Annotated in this window: 16 protein-coding genes and 4 pseudogenes; 12 read left to right on the top strand and 8 right to left on the bottom strand. The window is 69.1% G+C overall.

What is annotated here, in order from left to right; translation table 11 throughout:
* Nucleotides 1–46: 46 nt before the first annotated feature.
* The 4 genes and pseudogenes from ACFVWY_RS25200 to ACFVWY_RS25215 all read left to right on the top strand — a co-directional run.
* Nucleotides 47–856: pseudogene (locus ACFVWY_RS25200) on the top strand (transposase family protein); the annotation flags it as partial.
* Between the two features lie 149 nt (nt 857–1,005).
* Nucleotides 1,006–1,167, top strand: coding sequence for a hypothetical protein (locus tag ACFVWY_RS25205; protein ID WP_389876485.1), 162 nt, complete (start codon nt 1,006–1,008; stop codon nt 1,165–1,167).
* 106 nt (nt 1,168–1,273) lie between these two features.
* Nucleotides 1,274–1,594 carry a hypothetical protein gene (locus ACFVWY_RS25210; protein ID WP_389876487.1) on the top strand — a complete coding sequence of 107 codons (321 nt, stop codon included), beginning with the start codon at nt 1,274–1,276 and terminating at the stop codon, nt 1,592–1,594.
* Between the two features lie 728 nt (nt 1,595–2,322).
* Nucleotides 2,323–2,631 carry a hypothetical protein gene (locus ACFVWY_RS25215; RefSeq protein WP_389876488.1) on the top strand — a complete coding sequence of 103 codons (309 nt, stop codon included), beginning with the start codon at nt 2,323–2,325 and terminating at the stop codon, nt 2,629–2,631.
* Between the two features lie 362 nt (nt 2,632–2,993).
* Here the strand turns inward: ACFVWY_RS25215 and ACFVWY_RS25220 are convergent, their stop codons facing one another.
* From ACFVWY_RS25220 to ACFVWY_RS25230, 3 genes are all read right to left on the bottom strand, one after another.
* Nucleotides 2,994–3,506, bottom strand: a complete 513-nt coding sequence (locus tag ACFVWY_RS25220) for a hypothetical protein (protein ID WP_389876490.1) — start codon at nt 3,504–3,506, stop codon at nt 2,994–2,996.
* 18 nt (nt 3,507–3,524) lie between these two features.
* Nucleotides 3,525–4,739, bottom strand: coding sequence for a cupin domain-containing protein (locus ACFVWY_RS25225; protein ID WP_389876491.1), 1,215 nt, complete (start codon nt 4,737–4,739; stop codon nt 3,525–3,527).
* A 1,363-nt stretch (nt 4,740–6,102) separates the two neighbouring features.
* Nucleotides 6,103–6,426: a putative quinol monooxygenase gene (locus tag ACFVWY_RS25230; protein WP_389876492.1), complete on the bottom strand. Its 324-nt coding sequence runs from the start codon at nt 6,424–6,426 to the stop codon at nt 6,103–6,105.
* Nucleotides 6,427–8,381: 1,955 nt separating this feature from the next.
* On the opposite strand from ACFVWY_RS25230, the gene ACFVWY_RS25235 reads away from it, so the two are divergent.
* From ACFVWY_RS25235 to ACFVWY_RS25245, 3 genes and pseudogenes are all read left to right on the top strand, one after another.
* Complete coding sequence (locus tag ACFVWY_RS25235; protein WP_389876493.1) at nt 8,382–9,692, top strand: serine hydrolase domain-containing protein; 1,311 nt, start codon at nt 8,382–8,384, stop codon at nt 9,690–9,692.
* Nucleotides 9,693–9,800: 108 nt separating this feature from the next.
* On the top strand, nt 9,801–10,121 hold the full coding sequence (locus ACFVWY_RS25240; RefSeq protein WP_389876495.1) for a hypothetical protein: 321 nt from the start codon (nt 9,801–9,803) through the stop codon (nt 10,119–10,121).
* 103 nt (nt 10,122–10,224) lie between these two features.
* Nucleotides 10,225–10,356: pseudogene (locus ACFVWY_RS25245) on the top strand (Imm21 family immunity protein); the annotation flags it as partial.
* A gap of 165 nt (nt 10,357–10,521) precedes the next feature.
* On the opposite strand, the pseudogene ACFVWY_RS25250 reads toward ACFVWY_RS25245, so the two are convergent.
* Nucleotides 10,522–10,828: pseudogene (locus ACFVWY_RS25250) on the bottom strand (transposase family protein); the annotation flags it as partial.
* Nucleotides 10,829–11,290: 462 nt separating this feature from the next.
* Here ACFVWY_RS25250 and ACFVWY_RS25255 point away from each other — a divergent pair.
* From ACFVWY_RS25255 to ACFVWY_RS25265, 3 genes are all read left to right on the top strand, one after another.
* Nucleotides 11,291–11,833, top strand: a complete 543-nt coding sequence (locus ACFVWY_RS25255) for a hypothetical protein (protein ID WP_389876497.1) — start codon at nt 11,291–11,293, stop codon at nt 11,831–11,833.
* Nucleotides 11,820–12,428 carry a Fic family protein gene (locus tag ACFVWY_RS25260; RefSeq protein WP_389876498.1) on the top strand — a complete coding sequence of 203 codons (609 nt, stop codon included), beginning with the start codon at nt 11,820–11,822 and terminating at the stop codon, nt 12,426–12,428. The genes ACFVWY_RS25255 and ACFVWY_RS25260 overlap by 14 nt, the downstream gene beginning before the upstream one ends.
* Before the next feature lie 133 nt (nt 12,429–12,561).
* Nucleotides 12,562–13,197 (top strand): Uma2 family endonuclease, encoded by a 636-nt coding sequence (locus ACFVWY_RS25265; protein WP_389876499.1) that lies wholly within the window; start codon nt 12,562–12,564, stop codon nt 13,195–13,197.
* A 2,252-nt stretch (nt 13,198–15,449) separates the two neighbouring features.
* Here the strand turns inward: ACFVWY_RS25265 and ACFVWY_RS25270 are convergent.
* Nucleotides 15,450–16,094, bottom strand: coding sequence for a hypothetical protein (locus ACFVWY_RS25270; protein ID WP_389876501.1), 645 nt, complete (start codon nt 16,092–16,094; stop codon nt 15,450–15,452).
* A 314-nt stretch (nt 16,095–16,408) separates the two neighbouring features.
* Here ACFVWY_RS25270 and ACFVWY_RS25275 point away from each other — a divergent pair.
* Both ACFVWY_RS25275 and ACFVWY_RS25280 read left to right on the top strand, forming a co-directional pair.
* Nucleotides 16,409–16,567 (top strand): annotated as a pseudogene (locus ACFVWY_RS25275) (TetR/AcrR family transcriptional regulator); the annotation flags it as partial.
* Between the two features lie 721 nt (nt 16,568–17,288).
* Nucleotides 17,289–17,459 carry a hypothetical protein gene (locus ACFVWY_RS25280; RefSeq protein WP_389876503.1) on the top strand — a complete coding sequence of 57 codons (171 nt, stop codon included), beginning with the start codon at nt 17,289–17,291 and terminating at the stop codon, nt 17,457–17,459.
* Between the two features lie 563 nt (nt 17,460–18,022).
* Here ACFVWY_RS25280 and ACFVWY_RS25285 read toward each other — a convergent pair.
* From ACFVWY_RS25285 to ACFVWY_RS25295, 3 genes are all read right to left on the bottom strand, one after another.
* Complete coding sequence (locus ACFVWY_RS25285; protein ID WP_389876504.1) at nt 18,023–18,604, bottom strand: rhodanese-like domain-containing protein; 582 nt, start codon at nt 18,602–18,604, stop codon at nt 18,023–18,025.
* Nucleotides 18,605–18,686: 82 nt separating this feature from the next.
* Nucleotides 18,687–20,075: a rhodanese-like domain-containing protein gene (locus tag ACFVWY_RS25290; RefSeq protein ID WP_389876505.1), complete on the bottom strand. Its 1,389-nt coding sequence runs from the start codon at nt 20,073–20,075 to the stop codon at nt 18,687–18,689.
* A 113-nt stretch (nt 20,076–20,188) separates the two neighbouring features.
* Entirely contained in the window at nt 20,189–20,503 is a 315-nt protein-coding gene (locus tag ACFVWY_RS25295) for a rhodanese-like domain-containing protein (protein WP_389876506.1), read from the bottom strand.
* Between the last annotated feature and the right edge of the window lie 201 nt (nt 20,504–20,704).

Here is a 20,704-nt window from a genome sequence, read left to right on the forward strand (position 1 = left end):
TGATAGCAGGTGAGGTGTTCTTGCTGATGGGTGGCGTGACTCAGATGTGGCGATCACGCTCAGTGGGACGGCTCTCGCGCATCAGCTGTTCACGGGAGTTTCCCGCGGTCATCTTGCCTTCCTGGTTCGAGAGTTGGCTGATCCGTGACAGGCCGTGGTCGAGGGGCGTCGTCACGAAGCTCGCGGCGGGGCCAGGAAGTGCGAGGCCGGAGCCGGTGCCCGGCATCGGCTGGTGTTCATCGACCGGCTCGTGGCCACGCTGATCCACCTGCGGCACGATCTGCCGCATGCAGCGCTGGCGCTGCTGTTCGGCATCGACCGCTCCACCATCACCCGTGCGACCGGCGAGATACGAGGGCTGCTGGCCGAACGGGGATGCGTGGTCCCCGACCGGCCCGGTCTGCGGCTGCGGACCCTGGCGGATGTGTTCGCCTACGCGCAGGCCGAGGGCATTGAGCTGCGGCTGGACGCCACCAGGGTCCAGGTCCGTCGGCCCCCGGCCAGCCGCGGCAGGCGCCGTGCGTTCGTCTCGGGCAAGAAGAAACAGAACACGATGAAGACCACCGCCGTCACCGACCATCAGGGCCGCACACTCTGCACCGACGCCCTGCGACCAGGGCGGACGCACAACGCAACCGCCGCCCGCAACGAAGCCATCAGTACCCGTTCCCAGCACTTTCGCGACGTAGAGGTCCTCCTGGACGACGGCTGCCTCGGGCTCCGCCGCGATCATCCCGGCCAAGCAACGACTCCGCCCAGGAAGGGAAACAAGATCAGCCCGCCCGAGGACCTCGAAACCCGCCTACGCGCCCGACACCAGCACTCCTCAAAGCACATCACCGCGGAACGTGCCGTACGGGTTGATGTTCGACCAGAACAGCGTGGTCAGCCCACGCCGGTCCTCATCGCTCAGCTTCTTCGCCCAGGGCGGCTCGGCGAGTAGCGGCCTGTCCGGCTTCCTGGAACGTGGTCACGACGGGCCAGGATCCGCTGCTGCAAGAGGGTATGGGAATCTGGACCGACTCCTTCATCGCGCCCCCAGAGCCGAATCTCGCGCGTCCGGAGGCGTTCGGCCGACTCACGGTCGAGCTGGCACGCGACCCTGCGGTCCGGACCCCGTGGGCGCTCCTCTCCGGGCAGCTCTGCGTCAACGCGAGCCTCACCTGAGGCAGCGTCAGCGGGCAGGCCAACGGGGACCGGCCCCCGTGGGTTCGGTGCTGCGGCCCGAGGAGTACCTGTGGGACGAAGAGGCCGCGGACGACGATCCCCCGCCGTGGGGCCCTCACACGAGGAGGCTCGACTGCTCGCCTCCGGCGAGAAGGTGATCGACATACTTCCGGCGCTGCGGGCCGCCCCGTACGGCGACGAGGACATCGCGGTCGTCTTCGCCCACGTGGACTTCGGCAACCGGTCGATCACCGACTACTTCCCGTACGAAGACACACGCACGGCACTGGCCTGCTTCGCCCTGGCACGCCCGCAGAACCGGCCGCTGTCCGCCAACCACCGCGAGAACATGAACGGGGGCCGGCGCTCACGGTGCGGACCTGCGTGGTCCACACCTTCAAGCACGCGCTGGGCCACCTCAGCCTGAACGGCGGCCCGGTCCCGGCGCTCGCCTCTGTCACCTCCCGCTACGTCGGACCGGACCAGGTCGGCGGCAAGACCTGGGGCTGAACCCGCCCCGGGTCCAACGCCCCTCGGCCTGACGTCGAGATCCGCTGCCAGCACCGGCGCTTCCCAGGGAAGCAGGCCGTCGAGAGTTCCGCAGCTTCCTGCGCGGGCGGGCGTGGACACACGCTGAGGGGCGGATGGCGCTGTTCAACCACGCGATGACGCGGCTGCTGAAGAACCGGGTCGGCGAGGACCCGAATGTGAACAGTTCCCTGCTGCCGCCCCTGGGGGACGGGGCCGCCCACGCCGAGTCCCCTGCCCGCCGCGCCGAGACGAAACAGCTCCATGACCGGGCAGAGGCACTCCGCGTGGAGGCTGACGACGCGTACGGCGAGGTGCTGGGAACATCCGGCGCCGAAACGGCCGAGGAGAAGCGCGCACTGGGGCCGCCAAGCACTTCGCCCGCGCCGACACCCACGACCAACTGGCCACCGTCGAGAAGCCCATCGCCGAGCAGCACCGTCACCGAGCCGCCGCCGACCACAGGCTGCCGAGCACGTCCGCTCGCGTGGGACGCCTGCGCGGGGCGGACCATCCGCCGTCGCCCGACGCGTGCCACGGCTGCCAACGGCCGTCCTGGAGGTGCGCCAGCTGCGGCAAACCGTCAACTCCGTGGCGTGGAGCCGGTGTCAGGAGTGCGACAACACGATGCCGGCCGAGGCGCCCGGCGACCGGGAGGAGGGCTGCGAGGTGAATCGGGAGGAGTTCGTCGCCCTCCCGGTCGGCCCACGCAAGGGCGGAGGGCGCTACGACCACGGACACGCCGACAGCGAGTACGAGGTGGTCAACATCGACCGCGGCCCGCGTGAGCCGTCGCCGTCGCTGTTGCCGTCGCTGTCGCTGTCGCGGCAGATCACCATGCGCGGCAGCAACGGGCAGGTCCGCGAGCACTGCACCGGCCGGGACTCCCGACGGGACCGCTTCGGCGCCCGGCCGTCGGCGGACGTCGCACGCTGACGGGCCCCGGCCGATGGCTGGCGCCAGGCGCGTTCTTCGTCATCACCGGACGAGAGCCTGCTGCGCCGATGCCAGCCTCGCGCCAGGCCTGCTCGCCCAACACCTCACTGAGACGGGCTTCGGGGCTGCGGACTTGGGTGGCAAGCCGGGCGGCGCGGATATCGGCCACCAGGAGGCCGACGTCCGCGGAGGCCCTGCCGCCCACCATCCCGGCCTCCGGGGACGGTGGGCGGCTCGGCGGCTCGGCGGCTTGGGCATGCCCCGGCCGAGCAGGTCGCGGTGGCGGTGACGGTGGCAGCAGAGGAAGGTCGGTCGACGCATCCGGACGACACCGAGCAGGCCAGAGACCGGATCACGATCCTCTACGTATCGTAATAATCTTGCCCCTTGTCCCCAGTATTAAAAGCATCTCCGCAATCACCGAAGTTGTACCAGTCGTCCCTGCCGTGCGATTCACGAGCCAGTGAGGTGCGTGAGCGCAGCGTATCTTGCAAGCGTTCGGGAAGCATGCTCGCGTACCCAGCCTTTGGGGGCAGGACGACATGCAGAGTATCCGGGGTGTTCTCCCAGAATCTCACGGTCACGCTTTCGAGAGGATCTGCCCATGAAGTCTTCGATCGGTCATAATGCGATCTGACTTCTTGAACCAGGCTTTCTGGTTCATTGATGAGGCGCTGTCGCATCTCGTCGTTGTGCATCGCCAGTGCGGCCAGCTTGAGAAACACTTTGTCATTGTATCGAGGGTCCTGCCAAAGCAGACCATCGAACCAGCTCCGCAAAGCCAGCATGTCGCTTTCATCATCTTCAGTGTTCGCCGTGGGGTGCGGCTCTGACTTCGGCTCGGACGGTTCGCCCTCTTCGCGATGAGCATTCATGAACTGCCTCCTTGGTTCTCACGGTTGGATCTGGAGCAGGCCCTCACTGACAAGCCTACTGACAAGGTCGATCTTTTCCTGGGCACTCAGCACCTCAGGAATGTCACGTACTGTGAATTGGTGGTATTCGGCGATGAAGTTGAGTGCCGACTCCAAATGAGGCGGCCCGGAAACAAAGTTGGTCGAAAAGTCAATTCGAGCCTCACTGGAATTCGACCGCACCTTGCAGAAGAAACTTGGAGTACGGAAGACGAGTGAGTCCAAATTCAGGCCGCCAATGGAGTCCAGTGAGCGGAAATGCCTCGACCCGACTGCTTTTACGTCCCTGAAGAGCTTGTCACCGAGACGCGCCTTCGCTCGTTCCGCAAGCGGCCCATTCTGTATGGCGGCAACGAAGCTTTCGAGAACATCCGAAATGCGTCCTGCTTCGAATGGCTCATCCAGAAAACCAGGCGGAAGCGCCTCTCTGAACGTCACGCTGTCGTCGGCTGCCACAGCGATGGCTTCGGTCATGAAGTCAGCCCAACGATAGGCGTGAATGCCAACCGTCAAGTGAAGGGAGGAGGAGCGGGACGTCACTGCTTCATGAGGGAATCCGCGCGGCAAGTAGAGTGCATCGCCGGGGTTCAACGTGAACTCGGAGTAATCAAGGAACTCGAACGACTCCCGCTCCGCACCGGCAAGAGGAAGGCCCTTCGATGGCTTTCCTACATGCCAATGCTTTACGCCATGCAACTGCAGAATGAAGACATCATGAGTGTCGACGTGAGGGGCAAATCCCTGACCACGCTGCGGCGTGAGATACATGTTTACGCCGACTCGATGATGAAGGTTACCTTCGAGGTTACGGCTGAGATTCGCAACGGCGGCAGACCTCAGATGAATTCCATTGACAACAATGGAATACCCCTCTTGGTAGGCGCGATAAATATCCTGAATGTCAGGAGTTCCGTTACCGTGAAGGCGGGGTGCCAGCTCGGAGGAATTCCCCTTCTGGTCGTTGCGAATGATGCGCACATCACCCGAGGTTCGGGGGTCACCACCACACGTTGAGGTGATCAAGTCATCAACTGAATCCAGCCCCGGAATACCAGCGAAATAATCTACATTTCCCCTTTCAATCAGAAGGGGCCGCTTCTCCCAGTGGGCGCCGAAAAACTCCGGAGAGGCGATCGGATGCAAAATCCAATCAAGGTCGAACTGTTGCGATACGGAGACGTCGGTGACTGTCACGTAAAGACTTATATCGACTGAGTGCACAGATCGCAAAGACCTGCCAATTCAGCGGTTTGAAGCCCACTCGACTGGGCGTCCGTCCAGGGGGCGGAGTCCTTCGGTGTTGCACGGCCGCCAACCGCAGGCCAAGGTCGGACCTCGGCACTGGCGTAGAGCTGCTGTGACGGAAGGCTCCCTTGGCGTGTCCCGGCCCTGCCCGATCGGAAGGGGAGCTCCCGGGGAGAAACGGGCGTCAGTCTCGGCAGCAAGGCGCCGGAGATCGGTGGCTCAACAACCTCGCAGGTCTGGGCTGTTACCCGACACCCTTCCTCGAACAACAGGTTGTCGGTCTGAGGCTCAGGTTCCACGAGCAGGGCGACGAACCGCATACCGCCCGCACGATCATCGGGGGCTCATGGTCTACCTCAACAGCTATCCGGCCGACCACACTGAAAGTACAGTCAGGCGCTTTCCCGGGACTCTTGACGAGTGGATGGAGGCGTTGCGGGAGCGGGCCAACAGCACCGGGATGGAGGTGCCCCTCCGCGTCGTGCGTCAGGGCACTGCGCCATAGCCGGTGAGGCGTCCAGCCGTCCAGGTCCTTGATGTCGTCGGGTGAGGCGAGGAAGTTGGCCAGCAGCCGGGTGTTCTCCTCGGAGATCTCCTCAGCGCGGCGGCAGGAGAGCCGGACCCGGCCGGTCTCCGGTCCGGGCACACGTCGAGCGTCGGTATTCCGTCGGGTGTCCTGCGGCCGGTGAGGATCAGTGGGCCACAGGTACGGCGGGCGATGAGCCGGGGCAGCAGCTGGGCGGTGCCGGACCGCCAGTGAGTACCCATCCCCGCGCGGTAAGGGAGATCCGGTAGCTACGCCTGGAGGACTTCGCCCCGCCCGCGCCGTACGCAGCAGCGGTCGAGCGATGCGGCATACGGCGCGGGCGGGGCGGGGCAGGGGCGGGCAAGGGACGGTAGTCCGATAAGCCAACCTCGAAACGGGGCCATCGCTACCGCCAACCGCCGTACTGCTGGCCTTCACCGTGGCCCCGGCCCCGAGCACCACTCAGTGCTACACGTGCGTTTCGCCGTAGCTGCGCGCGAACAGGGCCGTCGCCTCGCCCGCGATCCCGGCATCCGGGGAAGCCGCGGCGAACAGGAACACAGCGGCGCCGAGCAGCGCGGAGGTGGCAGCCCGAGAGCGGCCGGAGTGGAGTCAGACCGCCCAGACCCAGCTGGATCGGGTCGGGCGTGCGGCTGACGCCGATCGCGCTCGCCGGTTCCGTCGCCCCACTCGCCGCCCCGCCGCCTCATCGGCTCTGACCCGATGGTCTTCGCCGAAGTCGTACGCACGGCACCCCGGACCCCTCTTATGGCCAGGCACCGCGGCTCAGTCGATGCCGAGCTCTCCCATCTTCTCCCAGCCGCTGGCGCCCTCGATCACGGTGCTGACGATCTGCGGCGCCCTCTGGACCAGTGGACGCATGGTTTCCATCGCGGCACGGAAGTGATCCGAGTTCACGTGGGCCTCGGCTGAGCCGTCCTGGAACGCCTCGACGAGCACATAGGTGTCGGGCTCCTCGACGCTGCGCGACCACTCGAACCACAGGTTCCCGGGCTCGGCGCGGGTCGCCTGGGTGAACGCGTCGACATGGGAGAGCCAGGAGTCGGTGAACTCGGGCCGGACCGGAAATTTGACGACAATAAAGATCATCCGGTCAGTTTAGTCCGACCGCACGGGTAGATCGGGACGGACACAAGCCCTGTACGCGATGCGCCACGCGGGACATCGGCGGTGCGGACGGTGTCACTGTGCTGGCTCAAGCGATTCCTGCGGGGCCACGCCGGAGCCCGGCGCAGGTGACGTGGCGGATTTCGCCGACGGTGTCCCCGGTCTTCGGGGTGCTGACGATGCGGGACCTCGACGTGTCGATCGCTGCGGTGCCCGGCGGTGCGGCGGCGGGCAGCCGTTCAGGCTGCGAGGGGCATCAGGAGCAGAGTCGGTGGTGGACTGGGGCGGTCCTCCGGCGGGTTTGGGAGTGAGTCCGACGGTGCTGGCGTCGGTGGGCGTAGTGGTGAGGATCACGGTGCCGTCGTGGTCGATGAGTCCGTCCGGGCGCATGGTGCCGTCGTGGTCAAGCCGCAGCTGACGTGTTTCTCGTCCATGCGGTCCGCAGCGAAGCGTTCCGGCACGGCACTGAGGCGGAGGTACATCGGAACTGAGGCGGAGGTGCATCGGGGGCTGGGGGCCACAAGTGGCGCCATCAGCGCTGCCGGACTCATCCTGACCGCCGCCTTCGCCGCCTTCGCCGCATTCGCCGTGACTCCCCTGATATGCCTCGCCCGGATCGGCCGGGCTGGCCGCCGGGCTGGTGCGTCCCGCTGCCGGGCTGGTGACGGTGGTGGGCGGTGCGGTGACCGACCGAGCTCCGGCCGTGGGCAAGGACGTCGCGATCCGCACGTTCGGCGAGAACGACAAGACCATCCCGCAGGCAGGGATCTTCGCGATTCCCGCCCTCATCGCCGTCGCCCCGGGCATGCTCTCCCGGTCTGATCGGCGTGCTGGCGCCGCAGGGGTGCTGCTGTCCGGGATCATCGGCGCCCCGCGGCCCTCAGCCGCCCCGGCCCCACCAGCACGGGTGACGCACTGCCCTCGATCGTCGGATCTGTCGTGGGAGCCCTCGCCGCATACATCCTGGTATCCACAGCCGTGCCCTTCCCGGCCGCGGCTGGTACGGGGAACGACGGCGGAAGCGGGGGTGGAGCAGGCAGGGCTTCCTCACCATGGCCAGCTTGTCCACCGCGGCGGCGACCTCAGCCGGTAGAGCCACCAGTCGGCCTGCCTGCGAGGCTGCCGGAGTTGTCGGCGAGCGTGTCGGCGTGAACAGCTTTGATCAGCTGGTTGAACGCGTCGCGGTCAAGGCGGCTGAGAGCCAGCGGATGCGGCCCCGGTCTCGGCGGAGGCGCTGGGCGAGGCCGAGCGGAACGGTTCTTCCCTTCGGTCCGAACGCGACCAGCGGACGGGACCTGTCCCGGGCGCGGTTCCTGGATGTGAGCAGCCTCGCGGAGTGACTTGGTATCTGGCTGGCGGGCCAGGGATGGCACGAGGAGGACGTCCCGGACGCAGGCTTCGGCGTGGCCCGCTGGCCTGAGGTGTCCACGCGGTGGCAGCCGTTCGCCGGTCGGGTCTTCAAAGGTGACGGATCTCCGCCCTCCGGGCGGACGCCACGACACGTGGTGCTTGCGCGTGCTCCCCCGCGTCTTCATGGCGTTTCATGCCGTCGCGATGGTCGCACCGGATCGTTCCCGCAATGCCGTACGGGCTCTCGCCGGTGCTCTCTGCCTCACCCGTCTCCTCCACGGGCTCCGCGGCGGACCCTGGACGGCGTACCCCGCCGGTCCGCGAATGCGGCGCCGGACGGCTCCTCCGCCGTGCCGCACGAGCGGAGCCTGTAAGCCGACGTGAACCGCTTCAGGTGCCGCGCCCTGACGTACCACCACCGGGCCGCCACCGGCCCGCGCCCGGCCGCGTCTCCCGATACGGCCGGAACGCACTTCTGAGAGCACGGAGGAGATCCGGCGACGACTCGTCCCCAGGAAGGACGCCATCACGGACATGATCGATCAGGCTGATCTGAATACATTCGGACACGAAGGAAGGGGCTTCCCTTGCGTATCCTCCGGACAGCCGGAACCGTCATCGCCGCCAGCCTGTTACTGACCGCCGCGCCTGTGACCTCAGCCGGTGCCGCCCCCCGTGCGGCGGCCACTTCCGCGCCGACGTCCTCATCCGGGGCGGCTCTGGACCCGACAGCGCTCAGCGACTCCCTGCTCGCCGTCCATGAGGCGGGCATGTACGGCGTCTATTCCACCGTGAGTGACGGCGCCCGGAGCTGGGCAGGTGCCTCAGGGCTCGCCGACGTGAAGACGGGCCGCCCGGTGACGTCGGGGATGCGGCACCGGGCGGGCAGCATCAGCAAGACCTTCGCCGCGGTTGCCGTACTCCAGCAGGTCGAACGCGGCCGGATCCATCTCGACACACCCATCGGCGACTACCTGCCGGACCTGATACCCGGGGAGCGCGGCCGCCAGATCACCGTCCGGATGCTGCTGAACCACACCAGCGGCATCGGCGACTACATCACCGGCGCCTTCCCGTCCCTGGCGCACGGCTCACCGGCCAGCCTCGATGAGGAGCGCTACCGTTCCATCAGCCCGCGGGAGCTGGTCCGTCTGGGACTGACGGCCCCGGCCACCGGAGCGCCCGGGGCCGAGCCCGGCCACTACTCCAACACCAACTACGTCATCATCGGCCTGCTCCTCGCCAAGGTCACCGGCCAGGCCCCGGAGACGTACATCACCCAGCACGTCATCGACCGCGCCGGACTGCACCGCACCTCCTACCCGGACAGCACCGGCATCCAGGGCCCGCACGCCCGGATGTACGAGAACTTCTACGGCCTGATCGACCCGCCCCGCGACTACAGCGTCTACGACATGTCCTGGGCCTACACAGCGGGCACAGTCGTCTCCACCACCGACGACCTGAACCGCTTCTACCGCGCTCTGCTGACCGGCCGGCTGATCGGCCCGGCGGCACTCAAGGAGATGCAGCGCACGGTGTCAGTGAACGGCACGGACTACGGCCTCGGCCTGTTCGCCGTCGACGTCCCCGGCTGCGGCCGCTTCTGGGGCCACGACGGCGCGGTGTTCGGTGCCGGCACCATCGCTCTGTCCAGTCCCGACGGCAGGCGCCAGGTAGCCACGGGCTGGAACCTGACGAAGTACGAACGAATCAACGCGGACGGCACCGGTTTCGAGCCAAGCCCGATCAACGACGCCCTCAATCGCTACGTCATAGGCGCCCTGTGCCCGGCGTACGCCACAGGCCCGTCGCCCACGAACTCGGCCACACCCGCCCCCACGGTGCTCACCGGCCCTGATCTCTCCCTCGAGTCCTGGGCAGTGGGTCCGCACTGAAGCGAGCAGCCAGGTGAGACTCAGACGGCCGGGCTGGACCGGAAGCGTGCCAGGTAGGCTCCGTGGACGAGCGGTGGGTGGTGGTCGCTCCACCGGGCGCGCGGAGTGATGGCCTGGTCCGGGGCTTCGGCTCTGCCGCTCGCGGCGGCCTTCCGGTCCGGGCCGGGTCGGCCACGCGTCCGCCCCGACCGGGTGCGGGCGGACACGGCGTACGCCTCCCGCGAGCACCGCGCCCGCCTGCGCCGCCGACGCGGAATCCGCTGCACCGTCCCGGACAAGGCCGACCAGGCACACAGCCGCCAGGAACTCGGCTCCCGCGGCGGCCGACCGCCGCGCTTCGACCTGGCCGGACACCGCGAGCGTCACGCGGCCGAGCGCGGAACCAACCGGCTCAAGAGACACCGCGCGGTCGCCACGCGCTACGGCTAACTCGCCGTCTGCTTCGAGCCGGCCTTCCTCGTCGCCGCCGTCACGCGGTGGGGTCCATGTTCCACGCCGCGGGCAGATCGCTGCCGCAGAAAGCAAGGCCGGACTGAGAGCCGCGGCAGATGCTGTCCTCGCAGACCCGGCCACAGTATGGGAGGAGTGCGGCACTTGGGTCTCGGACGGTCCGGCGGTGCTCATGGACTCCGCCGAAACGGGTTCCGACTTGGGCATCGAGTATCCCGACGGCGGGATGCCTGCCGAGGCAGCGGTCCCGCCGGCCGCTGGCCGCTGGCCGCTGGCGGGTCCGCGCCACGCAGACCTGGGTGGATGGGGGGAACTGGGTCGGCATGGTCCAGCTCCTGCCAGCCGAATCCTGATCGGGCAGTACTTCGGTCGGGAGCGGTCAGCCACGGCGCGCAAGATTGTGCGGATGAGCGATGCCGAGCATCGCGTGGTGGACGCCATCGCCCTTGAGACGGCAGTCGCGCAGGATCTTCCAGGTCTTCATCCGGGGCGAAGGCATGCTCGACCTGAGCGCGGACCTTGCGGTGGGAGGTGTTGTGCTCTTCTTTCCAGGCGGGCAGTTCGCTCTGCCCGGGATCACAGCGGTGCGGGACGCCGAGCCCGGTTCCTCGATAGCCACCGTCCGCGATCACTGCGGTCTTCCCGACGGCGGCCTTCGCACCGGATGACTCCCATGCCTTGCAGTCTCCCGGGACGGGCGCCCGACCCCGCTCGGGGACGCGATCGCGCACTACGGGCAGATCGCGAACGGTGCGCACGGCCTCGTCCTCAACGCCCTGGTCCTCTTCCACACCCGGTACATGGACACCGCCGTCACCCAGCTCCGCGCGGACGGCTTCGACGGGGTCCGGAAACCATTCGCGATGGCAGGGGATTCGAGCCGAGACTGGTAGGCCGATCCCATCGAACAGGAAGAGTGGCCAGCCCTGACGTACAACCGTGACACCCTGCCCTTCCCCGACAACCGCGTGCCTCCCGTCACCTACGCGGGCATTCGGGACTGGGATGAATTCGACCCGGCTCGTCACCCGTTCGCCTGGGATGAGGCCGAAGACGCTCGTCTCCGCTCGCTGGTCCGCGCGTGGGTGCCGCCCGTGCTCTCCGGCATGGCCGGCCGGTGGCAGGGTGAACATTGGTGTGAGCGCCAGGTGGATGCAGTCCTTCGGGAGCGGTACGGCACCTGGGCCTGGGGATGGAGCTGGTGCTATCGCGACGGCGGGCCCATCGGCAGCTGGGTCAGCGGGCCGAACTCGGTGACGACCCCCGACGAGACCGCAGAACGTATCGTGGCCGCGCTGCTGGAGTGGCGGGAGTGGCTGGAGCGGACCGCCCAGCGCTTCGCCGAGCTGGCTCCGCCGCCGGACGCCTCACCCGAGGACCGCAGCTGGCACCTGGAACGGGCCTGCGTCCGGCTCGTGACCCATGCGCTGGACTCGGGCGCGGACAACGCCTGGCGCGGCCAGGCCTCCATCGTCCTGGGCTGGTTCCTCACCAGCACCGGCATGGACCGGGCCGAGGCCGAGCTAGCGGTAAAGCGCGCGATCGGTGGCCGGTTCGAGAGCTGGGTCTACCCGGAGCGGACGCTGATCGAATCCGTCGGCGAGGACCTCGCAGTCGGCCTCACCGGCCACACCCCGTACCAGGACCACCGTGAGAGGGCGGCGCTGGAGGATCTCCATGACCGTCACTGACAGCCTTTCGGTCTGGCTGCGCGTGCGCCGCGAGGTCGACTGGCCATATGCACCGGCCCTGCAACGGATCCCACCCGGCTGCGACGGGTTCCGGTCCTGGTGCGAGGGACCGGTCCGTCTGCGCGACCCGATTCGCGCCGAACGTCTGCTCGCCGCACACGCCTTGTCCCTGGAAGATGCCGCACGCCGTGCCCCGCTGGACTTCGCCCTGCTGGCCAGTTGGCAGCGCGAAGTCCTTGCTGTAACAGAGGCACCGTTCCGCGTGAGCGACGCCTACGCGAAAGCGGGCCGCGAGCGCTACGGCCTGACCCGGCGCACCCAAGCCGATTTCAGTTCCTGCCTGCACGAGACAAACGACTCGGACATCCCGCTGGCGGCCCGCGCGGCCCGCGCCTACCTCGATGTGGCGTTCTTCCACCCCTTCACCGATGGCAATGCCCGCGCCGCGCTGTTGACTTTGGTCCACGTGCTGGCCCGGGAAGGCATCGTCCTTCCCGAGGTCGGTCCCCTCCAGACCACTCGTTACGCGGATGACCCGGCCGGTGCCGCCGACCTTGCCGCTCTCATCGGGGTGCTCAACCGCCGCCGACGATGAAGCGTTCGGGCGGGCGTGGTGACAGCTTCGCCAGGTTTGTCGAGTACCGGCAGGCCGTGGCACTTCCCGCAGCATCCGCCCATGCTCTCGACGATCCGTCACGGCTGCGCCCCGCACGGAGGGGTCAGGTGGGGTGCACCAGCGCGAACGCGCCGCGGAAGCGGTCCGCCGGCAGATCGAGGACCGGGGCGTCGAACTCGGCTGCGTCGCAGGCTCCGGGAACCTCGGCCTTCCCGGAACACCGAACTGGTACATCCCCGGCACTGCCGTCGTCCGCGAAGACCTCGCGAGGGGGAGGCGCACTCCTCCCCCACCAGACACTCTCGTCGTCGAGGTCACCTCGGAGTCGAACACCGAAACGGACCGGGTCGTAGAGTCCCGCCGGTACGCCGAGTACGGGGCGCCGCCCTACCTCCTCGTCGACCGCGTCGAGGGAAGCATCACCCTGTACTCCGAACCCGGCCGCCTCGGCTACGCCCGCCTCGACGGCCCCCACCCCTTCGGCACGGCCATGTACCTGCCCGCACCGTTGGAGCTGGGCCTCGACGCCACGGGAAGACGTACACGCGGGCCGAGGCGGGGCTTGCGGGTTCGACCTGGTGTTCGCGGCCAGGTCACGGGGACGCGATGCATCCGTGAACCCCCAGGGAAGTTGCGGCATCCGAGAGCTTCTGCTCCTCCTCCGCCTCTTCGACCACGATCCGGTCATCGGACCGCACGGAGCGGTCCGGTCCGTCCGGCAGGTCCGCAGATGTCGGCGTCCCGGTAGTTCACTGTCGCCCGGCGGCTGCCGCCCCGCCGACGCCGGTTCGACCGCAGGCTGTTCCACCGACGTCTCGCGCACGCCGGTGTCTCCGTCTCCAAACACCTCGGCGTCGGTGGCCTGCACGCCTGCCGTCGGTTCCGACTCGGGGACGTCGCCGTCCTCTACGCCGCCCGCCGTCACCTCTCCCGCACTCTGTACATCGGCACCCGCATCGCTCTCCTCCAGGACGTCCCCGTCGTCGGGCACCAGGGCGTCTGGCGGAGGCGGCGGAGGTCGAGGAGGCGGAGGTACGTCGGAGACGTCGCTGACCTCACCCATGAAATGTCCCTCTCCCGTCGGTGCGTGCCTTCACTTCCGTGCTGCCGCCATCCGCGTCGTCTCGCGCGGTTGCTGCGCTTGCCCGTACACCAGCCCACGGGCGTCCGCCCTTCACCCCAGACCCATGTCCTTCCCGAGATCCGTGTCCCGTCCGAGGTCCGGCTCCCGGCCCCTTGCACGGCGCCTGGCTCGCCGATCGTGACATCCGACACCCGTGCGGCAGTGGCCTGGGACGCATCGCGGAAGCCCAGTGCGGAACTGTTGAACCACGCCCGCTGTTCTGTCGCGTTCGAGTTTCCCGGTAGGTCACGCTCCTGGTCCCTGCCTTCCTGGGACCGGTCCGCTCCCTCCGGTTCCTGGAGCTCCTGCGAAACTTCGTACGCCTGTCGTGCCTCGCTGGCACGGGCCATGTTGGCCCCGCGCATGCGCTCGACATCCGGTTCGAGTTCGAGGTCCTGCGGCGTGAGCTCCTGCGTCTCGGCATCGGGCCCGTCCTCGTCGTTCCCGTCCTTGTCGTTCCGGGGCGGGGCACTGAGGCGGGATGGGATGTCGTGGGCGTCGGACTCTCCGGGCACGTCTGATCCTGCGGGCTCGGGGCCGCCCGGTGCTTCGTCGTCGTCGGAATCGTCACCGAGGCCGTCCGGACCGCCCGGACCATCCGGAGGTACTGTGGCTCCCCCGCCGTCCCCCGCCGCGTGCGTCGTCGGTCGCCCAGTGGTGAGCCACGGATTGGGATGCTGCCCGCTGACCGAACCAGCCCGCTCGGGCTCCTCCCTACCTTCGTCCGCAGGGTCACCGTCGTCCCACGTGCCGTCCGGCGTCGTGTTCCGCTCGGGCATAGCGGCGTCCGGTCGCCGTTCCGGCATCCCCTCGGCAGCCGCCTTCGCACGCGTGTCGAAGGAGGCACTGGCGCCGACCTGGTCCAAGGCGTTCGCTGCTTGCCCGACGAGGCCCGCAGCAGTGTCGACCATGATGTCGGCCACCTTGGCCGCTCCATCGGCCGTCGCCCCCATGGCTTCTTCGGCCTCGGAGAGTGAGCCCGAAGGGGGCTGGCCGTCCCGGGCCTCGGGTTCCGGCCGCTCCTGGCCATGCCGGGCCGGATCCCGGTTCGTGCCCTCAGTCGTGCCTTCCGTGTCCGCGTACGACGGCTGCGGGGCGTCCTGGCCGGGGGCGTCCGGCTGCTCGGCGCGGGGACGACCGGGCGACGCGTGGCCCGATCCATCTCGTTCGGTGTCCGCGGCCCCGGTTGCGTCAGCAGTACCGGCCCCGGCCCCGGTCTGATCAGGCACCTCAGAACGCGGCTCGGACGGAATCCCGGAAGGGGCCTCGGGCGAGGATTTCGCCAAGTCGTCCGGCCGGGCGCCGTCCGGCGCGTCCTCCGTTGCCCGGCTTTCGGCTCCGGGCTCCTGTACCGGCCTCTCTTCCGCAGTGGATTCGGGCTCGGGCCGGGGCTCGGGAGCCTGCGGGCCGGGCTCAGGATCTTCCGGCTGTGCTTGCTGCCCGGGGTCTGATTCCCACGAAGGCTTCGGATCCGGTTCAGGTTTTACGTTCGCCTTCTGGTCGGACTCCGGGCCCGGCGGATCCTTTCCCGTCGGAGGCTCGCCCGGGGCTTCCGCGGGGCCGGGCTTGTCCGTTGGGGAACCACCGTCCACGCAAAGTCATGATCCGCCGGGGAGTCACCGTCTACCGAAGAGTCACTGTCTGCCTGAGGGTCACCGTCGCGGTGTCGGCCGAGCACAGCGTGGGCCGCTGTCACCGCCGCGGCGAGCTGGCCGGCTGTACGGTCCTTCGTCCGGGGGCGTTCGGCGTCGGCCTGGCCCGGGTCGCGCTCCGGCCACCGCACCGTGCTCCTCGCCGTGAAGCTGTAGAGCGTGGGCCGCGGGCCGGGCATGCCGTCAGGGACGGGATGTCCAGCCCGCGGACACGGGAACGGCTGATCAGCTGGTCCAGAGGACCGGGCTGTCGCTGTACGCGTCACCCTCCTCGAACGAGGCAACCGCGATGGGATCGGTTTTCGTGGCGCTGAGCGAGCAGGTCTCGTACGACGCGCCCTTGGTGGTGAAGTCGCGGGGTGCCGTCTCGCTGTCGCACTTGCCCGGGAGGTCGCCGATCAGAATGACGCCCGTGGGGCCTCCGCCTTCCAGTTTGCCGCGCAGCCTCAGCGACGCGTACGACAGGTCGGTGCCGCCGACGTTCTCCACCTTCATCCGGATGTAATAGGGCGTCATGCCCTTCGCCTTGTCACCGAAGGAGGCCATGTCGGCCTCGGCACCCTTCTCGATCGCCGTGACGGTCACGGCGACGGTGCCCTTCTTGTCGGTTCCGTACTTGAACGGCAGGACCGCTCGGTCACCTATCTTGAACTTCGTGCCCGGTGCGGCGACGTCACCACTGGCCGGAGCGGCAGCGTCGTCGCTGGGATCCGCGGACGGGCTCTTGCTGCCCGGGTCGGACGACGCTGGGGCGGAGGCCGACGGCGAGTCCCGCGCCGATGCCGCGTCCTCGCCGTCGTTGCAGGCCGTGAGCCCGAGCATCAAGGTGGTGAGGGCAACTGCGGAGGCAATACGTCCCTTATTAATCATTTTGACCTCACTGGCAGCGAGGGCTGCTGATACAGCAGCCGGAGCGTTCAACTGGGCGAAGCGCCCGGCCATGTGACCGGACGCGCCGACGCGGCACGACGACGGCGGTGCGTCAACGAGGCGCGCCGCGAAGCCATCTCAGACTGAGGCGGGAATGACACAGACTCGCCACAGGCACGGCACAGGCACGACACAGGGCGCGCGGCGGGTGTGAAACAGGTGCGTAACGGGCGTGGCACGGCTCGGAGGGCGTGGCTCCTGCGGCCTGCCTCGTCGAACACGACTGGGCGGGCTCCGCCGTCCCCGTCGTCGCGATGCGCGCCGACGTCTCGCGCGGGGGCGCCCAGCGCCACTTCCCGACCTGCGAGGACCTGTTCACCGGAACCGTCGAGTGCGTCGCCGAGAAACGCTCCGCCACCATGCGTGCCGTCCACGGCCAGGACCGTGCCGCCGCCGTAGCCGCCCTCAGCGACCCCGGGGACGAACCATGGCGCAATGGACGGCAATGGTCGACCGGCGCCCCGCGTTGCCGCGGCGCTGCTGTGCCGGGCCGTGGTCGCGTCGCTCAGCCTTCGCCGCGCCCGCCATCGCGCAGGACCGTCCGTCGGAAGCCGGACCCTGTGCCCGGTTCACCGCACCTGCTGCCCGGCCCGCGGTCCCGTACTCCGTAAGCGCGCCCCGAGACGCCCGGCCCGGCCGCCGACCCGCCGCGTGCCACCGTCGCCCGCCCGCCCGTTGTCGCCGCCTCACCGTGTCGTCACCCGCGCGGTGGACGACATGCCCCCGTCGTGGTGGATATCCGGATCAGCCTGGTTCAGGAGCCGTTCCACACCGCGTACGAAGCGGACCACGCGTCCGGAGAACCGGGAGACGCGCGACAACCGGGTGAGACACTCGATGGCGGAGGGGTCGCTGACGTTCGTTTCGCTCCAGCGCCATCTCCAGCTTCTCCGCGGCGAGACCGTCCACCCAGGAGGCGTCTCCCCGCCACATCGACCGCCCGCACACGTCACACTCCTCAGGCGGATCCTCACACGCCAGCACGGGCCGCCCGAAGCGGCCGGCATCGCGCCGGTTACCAAACACCCTTGCCAGGCCAAAACGCTCTTCAAGACGGTGTCCTATGCGGCCTTGCTCACGTCAGCCAACCTAGAGCACTTCCGGCACACGCCCCGGGCAGCGTCCGCCTCTCTGGTGACCGATGACGACGAGGACCGGCGGTTTCCGCGGACAGTCCGCGAAGGCGCGGGCTCCGTGGTGACCTGGCGGCGCGCGTGGATGGTGCTGCTGTCCGCCCGGGGCATGCCGGTCGCGAGGACCGCCAAGGCGTCGGTGACCGGGGGAGCGACCGGGTCCGCGACGTGATCCACGGCTTCGACGCCGACGGCTTCGACTCGCTCTGCCCGAGTATCCCGGTGGTCGGCCGAAGTCCTTCACTCTGGACGAGCACCGCGGGACCAGGAAGGTCGCCGAGCCCGGGTCGACCGCGCGTGATCTGCCGTTCTCTGCCTGGAGCCTGGCCAGACCTGCTGGCTTCCTGGGCGGCGGAGAACAGGGTTGAGCTCGCCCGCACGCCCACCGGCTCCTCCTGGCTGAACCGCGTGGACGCCCAGTTCACCGCCCTGCGCTGGATCGCCCTCGACGGCACCGGCCACGCCGTCCACATGGAACAGGGACGTGCGATCCGCCGCCGCGCCGTCCGGCGAAACCGCCACGCCGACGAGTGGTGTCCGCGTGCCGTCATCGACAGGGCGGACGTCGCCCGACGTGGCACCAGGTTCTTCGGTCCACCGGAGATCGCGGGTCCGGGCCTTCACGGTGGGGATGCGCGTCGCCGCTGTCCGCGAGCGGGCGCGGCCCGGCGTCGGCCGGATGGCCGATGCCGGGCTGCGTGAAGGAGGGTCGGCGGTCCGGGCCGTCGCCGGGCGTCAGGACTTGTCGCGCAGCTGCGCGATCACCGTGCCGACGTCGGTGCGGGGGCCCCGGTTGTAGGGGAGCTTGGACAGGAGGACGCCCATGGCGCAGGAGTTGCTGAGCGCCGCGTAGGTCAGGCCCGCGCCGACGGCCGTTCCGATGAGGTGGACGCCGGGTACGAGGATGCCGACGAGGCCGGTGGTGAGGACGATCGATCCGGCGACGAGGCGGACCTGGCGTTCCATGTCCCAGCGCTCGGCGCCCCGCAGCACGGGCGCGTCGGCCGCCTCCCAGGCGGTCATGCCGCCGTCGAGAACGCGCAGACCGGGCAGTCCGGCCTCGGCGAGTGCCTGCTCGGCCCGGGAGGCGCGGGCTCCCGAACGGCAGACGAGCACGATGTCCTCGTCGAGGTGGGAGCGCAGTTCCGCGCGGTGCTCGCGCAGGGTGTGGAGCGGAACGTTGTACGCGCCCGGGATGTGGGCGGTGCGGAACTCGGCGGGGGTGCGTACGTCAAGCAGGCGCGGTGCGCGGCCTTCCTCGGTGAGTCTGCGCAGGGCGGCGGGGGAGATGGTGTGGACGGTGCGCTCGGCGCTCATGTACGGCTCCGGTGGTGTGCCCGTGCGGGCATGGGTGGGTACGGGGGTGGGGTGCGAGGGGTGGTCGGCGGTTCGCCGAGCGTCAGGCGTCGGTGGGTTCCGTGGCCAGGGCCCAGGCCGCGTAGCCGCCGAGGATGTCGGAGACGTCCTTGACGCCCCGGTGGCGCAGGAGGCTGGCCGCGATGGACGAGCGGTGGCCACCGGCGCAGTGCAGGACGAGCGGGCGGTCCGCGGGCAGTTCGTCCGTACGCGCGGGGAGTTCGCTCAGCGGGATGTGCAGGGCCTCGGGGATGAAGCCGTTGGCCTGGCGCTCTCCGCAGGTGCGGACGTCCACGACGACCGGCGGGTTGTCGCCCGCGAGGGCGGCCTTGAGGTATGCGGCGGTGACGCGGCTGGCGGGGGTGACCTCGTCACTCAGCTCCTTGAGGGCGTCCTCGGGGTTGCGGAGATAGCCCACCACCCGGTCGAAGCCGATGCGGGCGAGGCGGGTGACGACCTCTTCCTCACGGTTCTGCGGGGCCATGACGAGCAGTTCGTCGGCCGGGTCGAGAACGGTTCCGGCCTGTTCGGCGAACCGTCCGTCGGCGGGCACGTTGACCGCGCCTCGGAGGTGCCCGGCGGCGAACTCCTGAGGGTCGCGCGTGTCGACGACGACCGCTCCCCCGGTGCGCAGCGTGGTGAAGTCGGCGAGGGCCAGCGGGCGGGCCGCGGCCGTCGCGTCGTAGCGGACACGGTCCTTGCGGTTGAGGTCGGCGTCGTAGGCGAAGTAGCCGGGGGCGGCGGGCTGGCCGGCGGCCACGAGTGCGACGAAGTCCTCGCGGCTCATCGGGGCGCAGGCGTAGTTGGTGGCGCGCTGCTCGCCGATGGTCGACTGCTTCTCCGTCGAGAGGTTCTTGCCGCAGGCGGAACCGGCGCCGTGGGCGGGGAAGACCCGGACCTCGTCGGGCAGGGCCATCAGCTTGTTCTGGACACTGTCGTGGAGCATCCCGCCCAGCTCTTCGGCGGTCACGCCCACGGAGGCCAGCAGGTCCGGACGGCCGACGTCGCCGATGAAGAGCGCGTCGCCGGTCAGGACGCCGTACGCGACGGTGTCGTCGGCCTGCTCGTAGACGAGGACGCTGATCGACTCGGGCGTGTGTCCGGGGGTCTCCATGATCTCCAGGACGACGTCGCCGAGGGAGATCCGCTCGCCCTCGGCGAGCTTGCGGATGGGGTACTCGGTCTCGGCGTGGCGGCCGTAGCCGATCCAGGCACCCGTGGCGTCCGCCATCTCCAGGTGTCCGGCGACGAAGTCCGCGTGGAAGTGGGTGTTGATGACGCCGACGACGGTGAGGCCGTGCGCGCGGGCGTCGGCCAGGTACTCGGAGACGTCGCGGCGCGGGTCGATGACCACCGCCTGTCCGGTCTTCTCGTCCGCGATCATGTACGACGCCTGGGAGAGGCAGTCGAGGTAGTACTGGGTGAAGAACACGGCGCATTCCCTCCTGAGAAACGCTCACCCGCAGTGGGTGCGAAAGTCTGAGTTACGGGGCGTACGGGGCAGGGCGTGCCCGGCGGACCGGGGCCCGCCCTCGTCGCCGGTGGTCAGGCGGCCGCGCCGGTCGCCAGCGGCCGGCCGGTGCGGGCCCAGCCCTTGGTGCCGCCCGCGACGGAGAGCGCGTCCGCCCCGTGGGCCGCGAGCCGGTCCGCGGCCCGCAGGCTCCGGTTGCCGCTCGCGCAGATCACGTACACCGTCCGGCCGGCGGGCAGCATGTCGAGGACGGAGTCCAGCGCGGACAGCGGTGCGCTGTGGACGCCCGGGACATGCCCGGCCACGTACTCGTCGGGTTCGCGGACATCGATGACGAACGCACCGGCGGCCATGGCCGTGGCGAAGCTCTCCAGGTCTACTTCACGCATCGAGGCATCCCTCGCTCTCGGGTACCCCGGGGGGTATTTACATGGCCGACCGTAAGCCGACTCCCCACGAGAAGTCAAATACCCCCATGGGTATCTGCCCGCCCCTGCGGCACCTCGGCGCCATCTTCAGTCAAATATACGGGTAGGGGTATATTGAGCTATGCGTACGCGTATCTTCTGCCCGGAATTCCGCCGCTCGCC

Source organism: Streptomyces sp. NPDC058195 (assembly GCF_042883525.1).
In the GTDB taxonomy this organism is placed as follows: Bacteria; Actinomycetota; Actinomycetes; order Streptomycetales; family Streptomycetaceae; genus Streptomyces.